Source organism: Aquimarina sp. AD10 (genome assembly GCF_003443715.1).
GTDB classification, from domain to species: Bacteria; Bacteroidota; Bacteroidia; order Flavobacteriales; family Flavobacteriaceae; genus Aquimarina; species Aquimarina aggregata.
Genome location: NZ_CP031965.1, coordinates 2948720 through 2966467, shown reverse-complemented (window position 1 = coordinate 2966467; position 17748 = coordinate 2948720). Strand labels below are relative to the sequence as shown.

Sequence of the window (17748 nt, the reverse complement as noted above, 5' to 3'; positions counted from 1 at the left end):
TTTTTATCTAATGAAAAAATCACTATTAAGTTTTAGCTTACTTTTATTTTCTAGTATTTGTTTTTCCCAAACTGAAATTACTGGACTTTTTTCTACTGAAGCAGTTAATATAGTTTATGGTCAACAACAAATTGCACAACAAGGTAGTCATAGTACAACAATTCAAGTTGGAAGAAGCTATCTTTCTGTAAATGGTAAATTGTATAAGTTATATCGATACAGTAGAAAAGAAATTGAGGAAATAACCAAGAGGGATCCAACTACGCAACAGACACAACTACCCATTTCAGTTATAACTGAAGATTTTTATTTATTAGGATATAATAAAGAAAATAAAAACTATTGTCTATTAAAAGGAGATATTGACAAAAATGATGGAATAATTTATAGTGCAAAACTTATTAAAACATATGATAACAATGAAATAATAACTGCATTGAGCAAGTGCGGAAATAAATAACTATTGCCAACAAAGTGTAAAAATTCATTAAAACGCATTTTACACAAAACGTTACCCACAATTATAAATAATGACTTACAGATTATAATTAAATAGAGTTTAAATATGAAGCAAATCTAATAATTGCTGAGATAACAAAATCAGTAATTGATAAAATGAATGAAGATCAAATTTCGATCTTAAATTCATTTGGTTAGTGTTTCTCAAGTAAGTTTAATAAAACGATGAAATATGAAAATTCTAATAATCATAATAGTCGAACCGTTAAAGTTCAAATGAATGATGAATAAAGAAAGACGAAACTTGTTCTTACAATTACTAGGTTTTGTATTATCTCTTGGAGGTTAGGTGTTAAGGAATGTAATTGAAAACAATATGCTTACCAATGTTCTTATTTATACAGGAATATTGCTTCTAGGATTAGGTGCTGTTTTGGCATATTATACTAGAAAACCTTATGTTAAAATGATTAGTCAGGACATATGGGAAATTAATAAATACCCTGTAATTATGATTCCATATAAAGAACATAAGAAAAAGAATCCTAAAGTTGAAGTTATAGAGATTTTAGGAGATATAATGGAAGAGTATATTAATTGCGGAGTGAATACTTATAAAAACCACGATGTAAAAATAAGTTGTGAAAATGCTCCTTCTGATTTAAGGATAGAGATAAAATAATAGTTCAATAAAATGATAAATTAGGATTTTAATCAGTTTAACAATTTGATATATAGACATTTATATTGATTTCTTAGTATTATTAGTTATATTAGATATCCGTAAACAAATTAATTACCCTATTGCCGATATAATTTTGGTGTATAGGGTATTTTATTTTAAAAGATTAATAATTCAATTGGGAATTTATTCTACAACTAATAATTAAGGGTAATAAGATGAAAATAAATAAGATAAATAGAAATTGGGAAGAACAGTCAATTAAAGATGGTAAAATTCTTGGGTATCTAAGGAGTATTTTAAGTTATGAAGATAATATGTTTAATTTTTACAACGATCGAGGTAAAGAGAAGAAAGGAATAACCAATGTATTATTACCTTGCGCAATATTGTTTTTTATGGCTAGTCTAATGTTTCCTATACTTGAAGGGCCCGAAGACACTATTAAAATAGGCAAAAGCGAAATAGGTTCTTACGCCATTGGTTATTTGTTTATCGCTATTTCCAGTGTGTTGATGTTTATAGATAGATTTTTTGGACATTCTGACTCTTGGATGCGATATACCTTAACAAGAATGCAAATAACTAAAACCGTAAGTGAATATCATGGTCGATGGATTAAATTGTTACAAAGTTTAAACCTTGATAATTTAACCTTAGAGAACAAAAATGATTTAATTGATTTGCTTCATGAGTTTGATGTTACTTTAAGGGAAATTGTAATAACGGAAACAGAAACTTGGCAAGGTTTATTTTCTCAAAAAATAAGTGATTTTCATAAAAAAGTAAATTCCAAATTACAAGAAACCACAAAGGATTATAAGGTCTATAAAAAGGAATTAGATAAAAAAAGAGAACAAGAATTAAAGAAAGAAGAAGAAAGAAAGGATTTAAAAAAGATTAGAGGTTCGCTCACAGTAAATTTTATTAAAGATGAAAATTCTAATGTTAATATTGAAATTATAGGTCCAGAAAAAAAGGATTTCCAAAAGCTAGATGCAAATAAATATTCGGTTGCTTATTTAAATTTGATACTTGGAGCTTATCGTTTGCATATTGAAAATATAAATGGTCAAAGTAAAAAAATAATTGAAAAAGTAGTGATGATAGAAGGTAGTAAACCAAAAGAGGTTAATTTCAATTTAAATTGAGAACCCGAATAGCGCGGAAATGTTTTCCTTGCAGAATAACTAATTAAAAGTTCAATAAAACGATGATTTCAAAAGAACACTTCTTAGATATTTTAAATATCGAACCAATTTATGAAACTGAGGGTGTTTTTTATGAACCTTTTTGGGAATTCATGAGTCGTTTTCAAAGTCTTCATAGAAACTGGGAGATAAATAAAATGTTTAATCAGTTTCATTTAAATAATTTAAACATAGAGTTAGAAAATAAAGTTAATGAATTGGAACACTATAATTTCTATGACAATGTGAGAGTAGATATAGAATATTTTCCTGACCATTTACGTGCTTCAACTTTATCTTTAGCTATTAGTTGTTTTGAAAACCTTTTAGTGGAACTTTCTAATGAAGTAGCATCCGACTTGAATTCCAAAATTATTTTAGATACTCGTCCATTACCAATCATAAATAAATATATTTTATGGCTGAAAAGGAATTGCGAATTGGAAATTACTATTTCTAAGGTAACTAATAAAAAGCTTGATGCTATAAGAGAAGTTAGAAATCGATTCATTCATAACATAAGTCGAGATATACCAGAAAATATAAGAAAAACTATTAATGATATGAATAATGTTGATGGAGAATACAGCAGAAATAAAGTAACTGATGGCTTTGTTGACGAATCGCTAAAAGAGATTACTCGGGTAGTTAAAAATTTAGAAATGGCATATATTAAGTTTTACGAGAAAGTTAAATAATACAATGTTAAAGTTGAAATAAACGATGATAATACTTGAGTTTATAGGTGCGATATTGAGATTTAGTTATTATCGAATAATTAAAAAGGAGAAAGTGCTTTTTACTGATATTTGGAAAACTTTCAATTTTAAAAGTGATGATTCTTTTTCAAATGATCAAACGAATTCTGAAATAGGTATATTGTTTACTATATTTATTGTATTAATTGTGGTTTTGTTTCAAATGATGAATAATAAAGTATAGGTAACCAATTAAAACTTCAATAAACTATGAGTCAAATTAGTATTCCTAATAATTACCCAGAAGGTTGTTCTGATGATTTGATAAAAGATCTCATCGTAAAGTTTCAAAAAGAGATCGTAATAAATAACTCTAAGAAAAATAAGGTTTTAAGTCATATTGACTATCCTATATTAATTGAACATGGTAGTGCAGAGCTAAACCTCAGACTGAACCAAAGATTAATTTCAAATCTAGAAAAATCTTCTAAAAGACAAAGGGAATTAACGTGGGCAATTGTAATCATAGGAGGGTTAAATCTGATTTTAGCATTTTTAAAAATGGTGAATATTATTAAAGTCTAAATAAACGATGAAATTTATCAAAAACACCTTTTTCTTTCTTATAAGTTTAATCTCATTGATATTCTTTTATTATCTGTTAGCTTTTGTGTTTATATTATTCGAGTCATTATCTGATTTATGGATAGTAATATTATCGGTTATAGGAGGTGGAATTGTAGGTTTAATTACTACTGCATATAGTATGTTATTAGATAAACTGATTCCTTCAAGTAAACTTTTAAACTGGGTTTTTATAGCATTTAATTTGGTCTTAGGTATTTTTAACATTCAATTACATTGGCAAATTGACGTTGGTCTTATAGCGAGAGTCTTTTATGCTCTTATTATTAGTGGAGTGTGTTTAATGATAATCCGTTCAAGACTATTGGTAACAGATAATTAAAAATAAGTTCAAAAAAACGATAAATTCAAAATTTAGACAGGAACTCAACTGTCTATAAATTATTTGAGATAAATAAATACTCTTTAAACCTATTGAATTATGAAAAGTTTTAATTTAAAAAATGCGAAAAAAATTAGTAAAGAAGATCAGAAATCAATTATTGCTGGTTCTGATTTTTCAGATTGCATGGGGCAATGTCTCCAATTTCAAGGTCAACCTGTGCATGTTTGCGTAGCTTATTGCTCGAATCAATAAAGGAAATTACCTGAATTATAGGGTGATACCTAGATTTAGATATCGCCCTATGAATAAAATTAAAGTTCAATAAAACGGAGGTACATTACAGAATATATAAGATTATGGCTCGTTACAAACTATAGTGCAAGTAAGTACACAATGAGAGCTAAAAACACCATCTGTACATACCATACGACAATCGGAATAACATGGACCTATGCTACCACCATTAATTGAGGATTGATCCTTTTTTGAAATTGGCGTACCAAATTTTTCTAAATTTTTCATTTTAATGTATTTAAAATATGATTTATTAAAACTACTCAATAAATACTTTTTTTAATCAAAGTAATTCTTGAAATTTATAAATTTAAGCAACAAGACATGAGGGCTTCCTTGTTCTAAGTGGCAGTAGAAATACATGTTCGGAATGGACGGAAATTGACAAAAAAGAAAATTGGACAATACCTTTTAGGTATGATACTGACAACCGATCTGATGGATTTACGTATCAATGGTCTGTAGAATGTATGTACAAATCTATTTAAATAATATGACTATTGAGTAATTTGTTTTAATAACATTTTTAATAGTTTAGGAAAATTATTTAACAAAGAAAGTTCAAATAAACGATAAAATTTAAAAGATGAAAAAAGTAATTTTCGAAGATTTAAGAAAGAAAGAATTATCCAATAAATCACTTAAAACAGTCTGTGGTGGTGGTTTAGGTACTGATCTACCTGCTGAACAACGTCTTAAAGTATCAAGGCAAAAAGCATAATCAAACTAAAGTTTAAGCAAACCATGGGATCAAATGATAAAAGAAAAACGACTATAAGTTGGTTACAAAATGCCCGAGAACACTGGGTTCATACGGGTACTAAAAGACCTCCTTTTGCTATAGAACCAAAAAAAGGTCAAAGATCCGTTTGGGATTTTCCGCGTCCTCCGGTTATAGAAAAAGTAAGAAAACCAGTAATAGTCAATCATAAGGATATAGAGATTTCTTATTCTAGCGATGCGTTGGCAGTACTTGAGACGGCCAGTCCACCAACATATTATATACCTAAAGTTGATATTGATATAAATACCCTTGCTATTATACAGGACAAGACCTCTATGTGCGAATGGAAGGGAAATGCGGTGTATTGGACATTGAAAGTCATGATGGATCGGCCCGTGGCATGGTCGTATCCGAATCCTTTTCCAGAATTTGATAGATTAAAAGATCATATCGCTTTCTATCCGCAACATCTTGAATGTTATATTGCTGGTGAGCGAGTAACTGCGCAATCCAGTCAATTTTATGCAGGATGGATCACTTCAGACCTGGTCGGACCTTTTAAAGGAGAACCCGGAACACAGCATTGGTAAAGATAATACCAGTTCACAAAGTATCCTGACTTTGAGAGGTGAAATTATTTCCCGAGAAGCATAGTAAATTAAAAGTTCAAATAAACGATAACTTGAGTTTAGATGCGTTTTTCGTGATTAAGATATTTGCAACCTAAAACTAGTAATATAGTCTCTCAACCTAAAGTTCAGTTTTCTTTTCGTGTATACTTTTTTAAAAAAAAAGACTGTCTTTTTCAGACAGCCTTTAAAAAAGTTTAGATTATATCAATCAATAAACTATTAGAATAATCCACCACCTATGACATTACAATTTTCTGCAATCAAGTCGAAAATTTCATTTCTTTGTCCGTTACTATTTCTAGTTACTAATAAGACAGTATATCTACCTGGTTTAGCTATTATAACATTTGCCCTTGATGATGAAGTTGGTTCTATGTATGCAATTTGATGACCACTGGGAGTGATAGACCAAGTGTAAGAATCTACACATTCATCTAAAGGAACAAATAATGTATTATTAATGGTGGTTGTACAGATGTAGTTGCTTCCTAAATTATTGGGTCTATACTCGGAGGGTACCGGACTACCAAAAATAGATCTTATAAATTCAGGCTTTGGTGGTCTATTGCAATCATTTCCACAAATAAATAATTCCTTCAAATTAGTGCATTGTCCTCCATATGTTACTTTAACCTCTCCGCCACTAAAATTATTTGATAATCTATATGTTGCAGTTCTAGTACCCTGACCGGAGATCAATGTCATATTTCCTCGTTCTACAGACCAAAAAATATTATTGGTAAAGTTACTCTGACTTAAAGTATACACTATATTTTCTCCTGGTAATCCGCACTCAGGTCCATCTAAGTTGCTACATGGTACTTTACTATTGAGTTCAGTTTTACTTTCAAGAAATAATTCCTCTTCTGTCTGAATTTCTTCTTTACTACAAGAATAAATAATTACCAGTACTACTGTCAAAATTAGTTTTCCAATTTTTTTCATTTTTTTAGATTTTAAAGTTTATAATTAATGTTTTGATTAACCCACTAATAAAGAGTGTTACCTTAGTGTCAGGGCCAGTATATATGTTACCCCGTTATTTGTTAAATTTTAAATAAAAGCTCTCTTGCCTCCGAATTCTTAATGAGAAATAAATCCAATGGCCTGTAAGGCCGTGCGGGTTCAAGTCCCGCCTTCAGTACATACGAAACCTCTTGATTTATCAAGAGGTTTCTTTGTTTTTAGAACTTCTGTAATTCAGAACATAGATTACATAATTCCAAATTTATCAAAAGCATCAACAGTGCTCATTCCATTTTCTAATGCTTTTTTCACAAGTTGTTCTCCTCTTGCTTTTTCTATAGCACCTTCAAAAGCTTCTTTTTCTATTTCTTTGGGTACAATGAGTACACCATCTCTATCTCCATAGATAATATCACCTGGATTAATTTTTATACCATTAATTTCAATAGGTATATTATAATCAATTACTTTTCCTCTTGGTCCTTGGTCTTGCGCATATGTACCTGCTGAAAATGTAGGGAAGTTTAGTTTTTCGATTTCATTGGTATCTCTTGAAAACCCATGAAGTACCGCCCCTGCGGCTTTTAGTTTTATAGCTCTTGTACTCATTAATCCACCCCACAAAGCATAAGAAAATGAAGAGCCTGTGCAAATGTATACGTCATTTTCTTTTAAACTATCCAATGCTTCAAACATAAGTCCAAATGGTTTTTTCATGATGGGGTTATTTGTATTTTCAACAACTTCTTCAAAAACATCAGCTTCTAAAACGGGCATTGCTCTTCCAATAACAATCATATCCTTTGTTAAAGGTTTTATTTTTTGCTCTAAAAATTGATGTTGATAACCTAACTTGTCAAGTATATCCCCTACAAGTGCTGTAAAAAGTTCGCTTTTCGCAATTTTAAAAAGTTCGGCATCAGACTTCCACATAATGGTTTAATTTTTACTTATTTGTATTTTGATTGAATTGTTTTTTAATCTTGATTGTTTAGAAAGGTAGTTTTCCCATTCTTGCGCTGAGTTAAAATCTCCGGCACTTTGCCATCCGTAGCCCGACCAATAGCTCGCGCTTTGATGTATTAGCTTAGAATGTATCCAAATATTATTAAGACTTTCGTCTTCTTTAATAATAGTATCCAAAACTATATTACTTACTGATTTTGGTGTTACAATTACACCTGTACCTAGGTTTGAATTTGCATAAGGTTCCCAATAAGAAAGCCAACCTTCGGCTTTGTTTGAATTTGCTTTTCCTTTTCCTTTATGTAAAGTCACACCTATTGCTATAGTATCCAAAGTATTTTCAGATTTGTACGATACGCTACAATGATACAAGTTACTACCCAAATCTAAAGTAATACGTTTGGTTTCTGTAGCATGCATATTATCTATTACCACAGGTGGATATTTAAGTTCAAAAATACTACGTATAGGTCCATTAGCTAATACTTTCCAAGACACAAAATTTTCACTTAAAAAATAAGAGTTGTTGTTGACTAATGCAATACCTCCACAACCCCTGGTAGTGCCCACATGGTACGCATCTAAACCTTCACCATGATCTTCATGATAAGAAACTCCTTTTTGATGATTAGCATACCACTTATTTATAATTGGATAATTTACTTTTTTTGTCCAACAATCAATTCCACTAGAAATCAAACCTCCTGGTTTTCCTTCTTCAAATAATTGTTGACATTTTGGACCATAAGTTCTAAAGGCTACTTTATCGTTTTCCCAGGCAAAATCATCTATTCTTTCAGGAACTATTCTACAAAAAGTACGTAAATCAATTTTGTTATTTATTTGTACTTCTTTTTGATATGTGAGTGTGAATTTTTTAGTTTCATTAGCATTGAAATCAGTTTGAAAAATAATATAATCTTGTATTGAATCTTGATCGATATCGATAAGTTGTGATAGAACTAGGTTGTTTTTAGTATCGAAAATGGATAAATTATTGTATTCTTCTTTAGAAAATTCTGGTAGATTTTTTAATTGAATTTCTATAGTTTCTTTCTCTCTTTTTAACTTAGTATCGTTAACTGTAGTAATAGTGTAGAACGTATCAGTTTCTTGACAAGAAATGAGTGAAAAGCAAGCTATAAAAAGTATGAAAAAATGATGTTTCATGAAAATTCATTGATTTTAAAGATCAAAGAAAAGAAAATGACATTGACTATAATAGATAGATATTAACCAGTATTTTATAAATATTTGCATTTAATAACTTATTTTTATCTTTTTTGGTAAAATTTGTATAATGCCTAAGCCTAAATTCCTTTCCTCTGACCGTACTTCGAATTTTGGAATTTCTGTGTCCTATTTTGAATTGCCATTTTTTTTGAATCCTTTACACTATCATAAAGAATTAGAGTTGGCTTATATTATTGAAGGTTACGGTACAAGATATGTAGGTAGTAGTATTAAATCATATCAAAAAGGAGACATGGTTTTGGTAGGAGAAGAGCTTACTCATGTCTGGAAAAGTGATCAACAATTTTATGAAAAAGACACTGATTTATTAACTAAGGCTATTGTATTAAAATTTTATCCAGATTTTGCAGGAAAAGACTTTTTAAGCATACCCGATGTGTATCCAATTAATAGAGTTTTTGAGAAAGCTTCAGGAGGACTTCATATTCAAGGAAAAACGAATAAAACTATTGGTAGTATTTTATATAAAATGCTAGATCAGTCTTCTTTAGAACAAATGGCTTCTTTGATTCAAATTTTGAGTTTAATTTCTAAATCCGAGGAGGTTGAAGTATTATCGAATTTTGATTTGCATAAATCTTCCAATCCCAAAGAAAAAGACCGAATGAATAAGATTATTCAGCACACTATGCTAAATTTTACTAAGAATATATCTCTGGATGAAATTTCTAATGTTGCGAATCTATCAAAAAGTGCTTTTTGTCGTTATTTCAAGAATGCGGTTAAAAAAAGTTATAATGATTTTTTATATGAAGTACGAATTGAATTTGCATGTAAAATGCTTTTAGAAAGTAATGTTACTATTATGCAGATATGTTATGAATCAGGGTTTAATAATCCTTCAGCTTTTTCTCAAATTTTTAAAAAGGCCAAAGGAGTAACTCCAAATCAATATCGTAAATCCAATATGATTGTAAATTATTAATTAGCTTATAGTGCAAAAATATAAGGATTAGACTAGCAGCAGCTTATAAAAGTAACATATATAAAACACACATTAATCCTTAGATGTTTTATTTTCTGTCTAGCATACATTTTAGAACACTTTTCTTTATTAATACATAGATATTATCAAAATTATTCATGAGTAGTTGCAAAATGATAATATTAATATATAACACATCAAAATCTATATACTACTAAAAATACGCTAACCCTAAGTTTGTACAATTCTTTCTTGACGCAATTCTAGAAAAAAATAATTCATATTATTAAAATTAAGAATATCATAGTATCATAATTGTCAAATAATAAATAAACCATAATGAAAAAAGGAATGCTAAATTTTACTACTAAAACATTTGCGATATTTTTCGTATTTCTTTTCGTAGTATCTAATCTTATGGCACAATCTATTTATGAACGACCTCAGATTAAGGAGTTTATAGATAGAGTGAATACGTATCAATTAAATCACCCTTGGAAAGAGTATGATGATAACTGGATAAGAGGAACGTATTATGCAGGGGTAATGGCATGTTATTTTGCGACAGGAGATACTGCTTATCTAGAACAAACTGATAAGCTGTGTACTAGTTTAAAATGGAAAGTACCTACATTACCTCCCGTACATCCTGCAAGTGGAGCTAATTTATTAACTGTAGGGCAATCTATGATCCAGTCTTACATGGCAAAACCAGAAAAGAGTAAGATTAGAGGGATTATTGACCATTTGGACAATCCAAATTTTAGAAATCCAAAAGGGAACCCGCACCAATGGTATTATGAAAATGGCACACGATATGTAGATGCTTTATTTACAGGGCCACCAACTTTAGCGATGTTGTATAATGTTACTGGAGATCAAAAATATTCTGACTGGATGGATGCCATGTTTTGGGATGTTTATGGTAAATTATACAATACAGATACTAATCTGTTTTATAGAGATAAACGCTTTTTTCCTTCAAACAAAAAGGGTAAAAGAATAGTATGGTCCAGAGGAAATGGTTGGGCTATGGCTGGTATAGCAAGAATTTTAGAGTATTTGCCTATGGATCATGGTAATTATAAACGTTATGAGTCTGTTCTTAAAAGCATGGCAGCAGCTTTAAAAGAATGTCAAGCCAAAGAAGGGTTTTGGTATCCAAACTTGGCAAATCCAGATCATGCTCCGTTTAAAGAAACTAGTGGAACCAGCTTTTTTATCTATGGTATTGCTTACGGAATTAATAATGACATTTTAAATAAAGATGAATACTTACCGGTAGTTAAAAAAGCATGGAAATCGGTTACTGATGAGATTAGCAAGGAAGGGAAAGTACAATGGGGACAATTGGTAGGAGACCAACCCGTAAATCTTTCTAAAGACGATTCTCACGAATATGTTACAGGAACTTTTTTATTAGCAGCTAGTGAAATGTACAAAATGAACCTTAAAGGAAAATAAGAAAATGGACCATATCACTTACGAAGAACGTTACGCTGCACATCCAGCTGATGTAAAAAATTACGACACTGATAGACTTAGAGAACAGTTTTTAATTGAAAAAAACTTTGAAGCTGATAAAGTTTTATTGACCTACACTATGAACGACCGCTTTATTGCGGGTGGTGCCGTTCCCGTTTCAAAATCATTATCCTTAGATGCTATAGATCCACTTAAAGCAGAATATTTTTGTGATCGCAGAGAAGTGGGAATTATCAATATTGGAGGTGAAGGAATTGTTGAGGTAGATGGAAAAGATATTGAATTACTCTCAATGGAGGGAATTTATATTGGTAATGGAACTAAAACTATTATTTTAAAAAGTAAATCAACCAGTAACCCTGCTAAGTTTTATATCAATTCTGCTCCTGCTCATCAATCGTTTCCCACAAAAAAAATTGAGCTTGAAGATAGGATTACTTTAGATTTAGGAAATGCTAATGATGCTAATGAGCGGCAGATCTTTCAATATATTGTAGCAGCAAGTGTACAAACTTGTCAATTACAAATGGGAATAACGAAACTAAAACCCGGTAGCATATGGAATACGATGCCTCCACATACACACAACCGCCGTATGGAAGTGTACTTATATATAGATCTTCCCGAAGAACATGCAATTAGTCATTTTATGGGTGAAGCTACAGAAACTCGTCACATATGGATGACAAACGAACAAGCGATTATTTCTCCGCCTTGGTCTATACACTGTGCTTCTGGGACTTCGAGCTATAGCTTTGTTTGGGGAATGGCTGGCGAAAATTTAGATTTTACCGATATGGATGCTATCAAAGCAATAGAATTAAGATAAGATGGGGGTTTTAGATAGTTTTAAACTCGATGGTAAAGTAGTCTTAGTAACTGGAGGTTCTGATGGAATTGGCAAAGATTTGGCACTTAGTTTAGCACAAGCTGGAGCTAAAGTTTGTATTAATGGCCGTTCTGAAGAAAAACTGGACCAAGCGAAAAAAGATTTTAAAGAAAAAGGATTTGATGTATTTGCTATTGCTTTTGATGTTAGTCATGAAGAAGCAGTAAATGCAAGTATTAAGACTATAAAAAAAGAAATAGGTGCTATTGATATTCTTATCAATAATGCAGGAATTATTAAGCGTACACCAATTTTAGAGATGGAAGAAAGAGATTTCAAAGAAGTCTTAGACATCAATCTTGTTTCTGCATTTTTAGTCTCAAAAGCTGTAGTTCCTGATATGATTACCAAAAAGGAAGGAAAAATTGTCAACATTTGTTCTTTAATGAGTACGTATGGTCGCAACTCGGTTTCAGCCTATGCTTCTGCAAAAGGCGGTTTAGCCATGCTTACCAAAAATATGTGTGTAGAATGGGGTAAACACAATATTCAAGTCAATGGGATTGCACCGGGATATATCAAAACTGCAAAGACCGAAGAATATGCTAGTAAAGGACATCCATTTAATGATCTAATTATGACTCGTACTCCAGCAGCTCGTTGGGGTGTTGTAGAAGACCTATCTGGTACTGCTATTTTACTTTCTTCTAAGGCGGGAGATTTTATTAATGGGCAAATCATTTATGTAGATGGTGGTATTACGGCTAATATGGGGTACATGGAAAACGAGAATAATTAACTAACAACAAAATGAACTATTACAAAAAAAGTATTCCATAACAGATTAGCCTGTTATTTTAAATACAAAAAAGAAAACCGTTTTAGATTTGAAACGGTATTTTCTTTCATAAAAAAGCGAATATGTCAAAATTCAAAAAAATACTAGTCAGTGTTTTACCAGGAATATTCTTAATAGGATACAACGTTGGAACAGGAAGTGTAACTTCTATGTCTAAAGCTGGGGCTAATTTTGGTCTAGATCTTCTGTGGACTGTTCTAGTAAGTTGTGTTATGACATATTATTTAATTGTGCTATTTAGTCGCTATACTATGGTGACTAAAGAAACCGTTATTCAAGGTATTAAAAAACACATCCATCCTGTTTTAGCAATTGTGTTAATTGTTGCTTTATCTACTATAATAGTTAGTGCACTTACTGGCTTATTAGGTATTATGGCGGATGTGATGGCAGAATGGTCGGAAGCCGTTTTACCATGGCATATTTCATCTTTATCCTGGGCAATCTTAATTGGAGTTTTAATTTATGTTCTTATTTGGATTGGGAACTATAAATTATTTGAAAAAATCTTAGCTATTTTGGTAGCAATAATGGCCTTAGCTTTTGTGACTACTATGTTTATTAATTTTCCATCTGTATCCGAGTTGGCAAAAGGGTTTATTCCAAGATTTCCGCAAACTGCAGAAGGTAGCGATAATAGCCCATTTATTATTATAGCTGGTATGGTAGGCACTACAGTATCGGTATTTGCCTTTGTAATTCGATCACAAATTGTGAAGGATACAGGTTGGAATATGTCCGACAATAAGGTTCAAAAACGTGATGCATTTGTAAGCGCTTCTTTAATGTTTATTATTAGTTCTGCTATACTTATTACTGCTGCTTCGACTTTAAATGTTAAAGGTTTAAGCTTAAACAATGTTGCAGAAATGATTCCCTTAATGGAGCCTATTGCTGGCAAAGGAGCCCTAGCTGTTTTTGTTATTGGTATTCTTGCTGCCGGTTTATCTTCTCACCTTCCTAATACGCTTGTGATTCCTTGGCTCATCATAGATTATAAAGAACAGGAAAGAAATACAAAAACAGTAAGTTCTAGAGTAATCGTATTACTTTTAACATTATCTAGTGTTTTAGGTATAGGTCTTGGTTTTAGACCCGTATTTATTTTAATGTTATCACAAGCTAGTATAGCTATAGTACTGCCCATTACTATTGGATCAGTGTTTTACTTGACTTGTAAAAAGTCACTAATGAAATCGAATGTAAATAAAACACATGATATCATTATACTAATATTGATTATGGTATTTACATTATATGTTAGCGGTCTAGGTATTCAAGGTTTGATAAAAGATCTAACTAATTAATCTATTAGACTATTTTGAAAGTTGGAATTACAGAGATTAAACTCACAGAAATACAATAGAATAGTAGTTTTAAGACAAACCGATATGAAAAGATTGACAAAAATAACATTACTATTTATCCTTTTGGGGATGGTTTCTTGTAGTAGCTTTTTAAATGGTCAAAATCAACCTCAAAAAGAGGATATAAAACATGCAAAACGATTAATTCCAGAGCTAGTATTGCAAAATAATGTTCTTAGTAAAGAAATTCACCCTCTTTCAGATAAAATAAATAGTTTTTTAACTCGTCAAAATAAAGAGAAAGATTTCAAACCTCTTAATTTTAAAAAAGAAGAATACCTAAAAGTAATCGATAAGCAGGTTCGTGCGATGTTAAAATATCAGGACGATACAGGGCGTATAATTGATCCAGTAGAAAAGACTGAGAAATATTATAGCACTCCGTGTTATGCACATAGTGTTGCCGTTTTAGTGGCTTCTGGGTATATTGATAAGAATGACTCTTTAGCTTTAAGTGGAGTAAAAGCACTAGACATTGCGCTAACAGAAATGGTAAATGCCACTGTGAATGGAAACCATGGAGATTTTTATACTTGGCCAGCGATGCTTGCTTATGAATTATTCAAGCCATCTGTGAGTAAGGAGATATTGCAATCATGGTATAGTAAAATACAAGCTATTAAAATTGAAAAACTATACGCCACTTACAATAAGAAAGAAGGAAATAACTGGGTGTTAGTTCATACTGCAGGAGAATTTCTAAGAGCTCAAAGCGGTTTTACTACTTTTGATTATGCAGAACAGATGTTGAAATTTCAGCTAGCCAATTTTACAGATTTAGGAATGTATAATGAAGGAGGAAATCCTTTGGCCTATGATCTTTTTCCAAGGCATTACCTATCAGGAATGTTACAATTAGGGTATAAAGGGAAACAAGCTTTGAAGATGAGGGATAACTTATGGAAAGGAGCGTGGACATCATTATTTATGCAATCTCCTTTTGGAGAACTTCCAACAGGATATAGAAGTAGTCACCATATTTGGAACGAAGCAGAGCAATGTGTTGTTTTTGAAATATATGCATCAGCATATGCTAGATTAGGTAAAAATAAAGAAGCAGGAACTTTTAAAAGAGCGGCTATGTTATCGTTAAACTCCATAAATCAATGGATTAGAGAAGATGGTTCAGGGTATATTGTTAAAAACCGCTTTCCAATAGAAAACAAACACGGATACGAGCGCTATTCCGTACATACTTGTTATAATATGTTAGCCACATCTATGTTGGCTCAAGCATGGCAGTTTTCTTATGATTCTATTAAAGAATTACCAGCGCCAGCCGATACAGGAGGATTTGTAGTTCCAGTATTAAAACCATTTCATAAAATATTCGCAAATGCTAACGGGACCTATGTTGAATACGAAACGAAAGGCGATCAAAAATATAATCCTACGGGAATTATTAGATCTCATATCAAAGACGGACATCCTCAATTAGGCCCATCAAATGGAATTGCACCACTATTTAGCGGAGCAGATGCATATATGGCTACAGGACCTCTATGGCAAAATCCCGATAATACATGGAGTTCTTTGGCCGAACTAAAAGTAGATCCGTCTAGTGTTGAGGTTTTAGAAGAGAATGCCAATAATGTATCGTTTAAAATTACCTATGATATAGTTCCTGAAAAATCACAATCTATTACCGAACTCATTTCGATAAAAGATCATAAAATAATCGTTGAAACCGAATTCATAGGTTTTGAAGGAAAAAAACGTATTTCATGGCCAATGCTGGTTAGCGATGGAAAAAATAAAGTAAAAAGTAGTATTTCGGATCGTTCTGCAGTATTGGTACTTCATGAAAAAAGTGTGCGTTTTACAGTAGTTCAACCTGAAAATGTAAAGTTATTATCTTCTGATAATTTGGTTAACTGTGTAAATGGAATAGCTAAGGGTCTTTTTGCAGAGTTTTCAACAAATAAAGTAATATATACGTTAGAATAGTGATGTGGACTAAGTACTTTTTTTGAACGGTAGTTTTGTAAAATTCATTATATATTAGAAACTCTTATAGTAAAATAAGAAAAAGCAATTACATAAAATCCATTTAATTAGTAATCCTAACTATATTTGTGTCAGAAATCTTTAAAACAATACTATAGTTATGAGTAAATCAATTTTTTATCACGCAGGATGTCCAGTTTGTGTTAGTGCAGAACATGATATCGTAAACCTAATAGGAAATGATAATGTTGAGATCGTAAACATCGGAGAAGTTACAGACAGAATTCAAGAAGCCGAAACGGCTGGTGTACAATCTGTACCTGCTTTACTAACTCCGAATGGAAACGTATTACACTTAAATTTCGGTGCATCTATGGCCGATGTTAAAGGGTAATTTTTTCATCAATAAAGTTAGGAGTCCAAATCACTTTGTGATTCCTAACTTGTTTTTTTAATTAAATAACATTTAAAACAATACATATGAAATTAAATATATTAATGCTAGTTGTGTTAATGAGTTTCGGAATCACCCTAAGCTCATGTGCACAGGAAAGACCTTATAATAATGATGATTTTCAAGTTACTAAGGCACAGGTTACACATCACTCAGACCTAAGCATAAGTGTATGGGAAATTGATGTTAAAGGAACTGCCGGTAAAACAACTCCAACTCCTAATGGAGCCTTAGATGGAGCTCCGGTATTAGGTTACGTTTTTCCGACATCATTAAAACCAACAGATGTAGGTTTTAGTGCAACCGAAGGTATTGTAGCAATGGCATTAACATCTCACCCAGATTTTGACGATACACCTATATGGGACGAGAACAATGATGCAGATTTTGCAAATGATGGTATTATATGGCATCCACATTGGGTTGTTCTTCATGAAGACAAACGTGTGGCTGGAGGATTAGCCGTAAAACAATTCACAAAAGCTGATAATGTAACTTTGCCACCTACAAATCCTGGAATGCCAATGTATATGGATTCTCCTGGTTTTCCTGTAACAACACAAGGTAATACCATAAAAGTAGTGGTTCCTGATTACAGAATGAACAATCAAACTTCATTTAAATATGACGGCGTAGCGGCATATATGATCGTAAACACCAGTAAAGAAGATAAACCTATGTTAGGCGTCTATGATGTATTTAGTGTAGCAAGCGGAGATTTGTCGCTTCCGTATACAGTTAAAAAATAATAATCGATAGAATAGGAGTAGTTAATTAAAAAAGTAAAATATGAAAGTTTCAGTATACGATACATACGTTCCTAAAGATGAAAAAGTAATAATGCATTTTGACATACTTGTTCAGGATAACAATGTTATTGAAAATGTTTATAAATACGGAAAAGAATATTTGAATTCAAAAGGTATTTCGGACTTCCAGCTATCAACAAAAGAATGTAATTTTTGCCATATGGAAATGGCGCCCGATGTAGTCGAAAAAGAAATTAGAGAAAAAGGATATTACATTATTGAAATGGAGAATTGTTAA

At 31.4% G+C, this 17748-nt stretch carries 20 protein-coding genes; 17 read left to right on the top strand and 3 right to left on the bottom strand.

Annotated elements, in window-relative coordinates:
* Positions 1-10 precede the first annotated feature (10 nt).
* From D1816_RS12415 to D1816_RS12380, 8 genes are all read left to right on the top strand, one after another.
* Positions 11-460: a hypothetical protein gene (locus D1816_RS12415; RefSeq protein ID WP_118503231.1), complete on the top strand. Its 450-nt coding sequence runs from the start codon at positions 11-13 to the stop codon at positions 458-460.
* 375 nt (positions 461-835) lie between these two features.
* The gene (locus D1816_RS12410) at positions 836-1141 is read left to right on the top strand and encodes a hypothetical protein (protein ID WP_162900341.1); all 306 of its coding nucleotides are present in this window, start codon (positions 836-838) and stop codon (positions 1139-1141) included.
* A 218-nt stretch (positions 1142-1359) separates the two neighbouring features.
* Positions 1360-2292: an SLATT domain-containing protein gene (locus D1816_RS12405; protein WP_118503227.1), complete on the top strand. Its 933-nt coding sequence runs from the start codon at positions 1360-1362 to the stop codon at positions 2290-2292.
* 62 nt (positions 2293-2354) lie between these two features.
* A complete protein-coding gene (locus tag D1816_RS12400; RefSeq protein WP_118503225.1) occupies positions 2355-3029 on the top strand; it encodes a hypothetical protein in 675 nt (224 codons plus the stop codon).
* Positions 3030-3299: 270 nt separating this feature from the next.
* Complete coding sequence (locus tag D1816_RS12390; RefSeq protein WP_118503221.1) at positions 3300-3614, top strand: hypothetical protein; 315 nt, start codon at positions 3300-3302, stop codon at positions 3612-3614.
* 7 nt (positions 3615-3621) lie between these two features.
* The gene (locus D1816_RS25645; protein WP_120702475.1) at positions 3622-3996 is read left to right on the top strand and encodes a hypothetical protein; all 375 of its coding nucleotides are present in this window, start codon (positions 3622-3624) and stop codon (positions 3994-3996) included.
* An 883-nt stretch (positions 3997-4879) separates the two neighbouring features.
* Positions 4880-5014 carry a hypothetical protein gene (locus D1816_RS26205; protein ID WP_255420561.1) on the top strand — a complete coding sequence of 45 codons (135 nt, stop codon included), beginning with the start codon at positions 4880-4882 and terminating at the stop codon, positions 5012-5014.
* Positions 5015-5037: 23 nt separating this feature from the next.
* The gene (locus D1816_RS12380; protein ID WP_118503218.1) at positions 5038-5607 is read left to right on the top strand and encodes a DUF427 domain-containing protein; all 570 of its coding nucleotides are present in this window, start codon (positions 5038-5040) and stop codon (positions 5605-5607) included.
* Positions 5608-5868: 261 nt separating this feature from the next.
* Here the strand turns inward: D1816_RS12380 and D1816_RS12375 are convergent, their stop codons facing one another.
* The 3 genes from D1816_RS12375 to D1816_RS12365 all read right to left on the bottom strand — a co-directional run bounded on the left by D1816_RS12375 (position 5869) and on the right by D1816_RS12365 (position 8751).
* Positions 5869-6594, bottom strand: a complete 726-nt coding sequence (locus D1816_RS12375; protein ID WP_066317098.1) for a hypothetical protein — start codon at positions 6592-6594, stop codon at positions 5869-5871.
* Between the two features lie 267 nt (positions 6595-6861).
* On the bottom strand, positions 6862-7548 hold the full coding sequence (locus D1816_RS12370; RefSeq protein WP_118503216.1) for an RraA family protein: 687 nt from the start codon (positions 7546-7548) through the stop codon (positions 6862-6864).
* Positions 7549-7554: 6 nt separating this feature from the next.
* A complete protein-coding gene (locus D1816_RS12365) occupies positions 7555-8751 on the bottom strand; it encodes a DUF4861 family protein (protein WP_118503214.1) in 1197 nt (398 codons plus the stop codon).
* Between the two features lie 130 nt (positions 8752-8881).
* On the opposite strand from D1816_RS12365, the gene D1816_RS12360 reads away from it, so the two are divergent.
* The 9 genes from D1816_RS12360 (at position 8882) to D1816_RS12320 (ending at position 17748) form a co-directional block, all read left to right on the top strand.
* On the top strand, positions 8882-9760 hold the full coding sequence (locus D1816_RS12360) for an AraC family transcriptional regulator (RefSeq protein ID WP_118503212.1): 879 nt from the start codon (positions 8882-8884) through the stop codon (positions 9758-9760).
* Positions 9761-10099: 339 nt separating this feature from the next.
* A complete protein-coding gene (locus D1816_RS12355) occupies positions 10100-11224 on the top strand; it encodes a glycoside hydrolase family 88 protein (protein WP_118503210.1) in 1125 nt (374 codons plus the stop codon).
* Positions 11225-11228: 4 nt separating this feature from the next.
* Positions 11229-12074 carry a 5-dehydro-4-deoxy-D-glucuronate isomerase gene (kduI, locus tag D1816_RS12350; protein ID WP_066317082.1) on the top strand — a complete coding sequence of 282 codons (846 nt, stop codon included), beginning with the start codon at positions 11229-11231 and terminating at the stop codon, positions 12072-12074.
* 1 nt (position 12075) lies between these two features.
* A complete protein-coding gene (locus D1816_RS12345; RefSeq protein ID WP_066317080.1) occupies positions 12076-12873 on the top strand; it encodes a gluconate 5-dehydrogenase in 798 nt (265 codons plus the stop codon).
* Positions 12874-12995: 122 nt separating this feature from the next.
* Positions 12996-14240, top strand: coding sequence for an Nramp family divalent metal transporter (locus D1816_RS12340; RefSeq protein ID WP_118503208.1), 1245 nt, complete (start codon positions 12996-12998; stop codon positions 14238-14240).
* Positions 14241-14324: 84 nt separating this feature from the next.
* The gene (locus D1816_RS12335) at positions 14325-16247 is read left to right on the top strand and encodes a hypothetical protein (protein WP_120702474.1); all 1923 of its coding nucleotides are present in this window, start codon (positions 14325-14327) and stop codon (positions 16245-16247) included.
* A gap of 160 nt (positions 16248-16407) precedes the next feature.
* Positions 16408-16641, top strand: a complete 234-nt coding sequence (locus D1816_RS12330) for a thioredoxin family protein (RefSeq protein ID WP_118503204.1) — start codon at positions 16408-16410, stop codon at positions 16639-16641.
* A gap of 86 nt (positions 16642-16727) precedes the next feature.
* Entirely contained in the window at positions 16728-17450 is a 723-nt protein-coding gene (locus D1816_RS12325; protein ID WP_066317072.1) for a hypothetical protein, read from the top strand.
* A gap of 40 nt (positions 17451-17490) precedes the next feature.
* Positions 17491-17748 (top strand): DUF2024 family protein, encoded by a 258-nt coding sequence (locus tag D1816_RS12320; RefSeq protein ID WP_118503201.1) that lies wholly within the window; start codon positions 17491-17493, stop codon positions 17746-17748.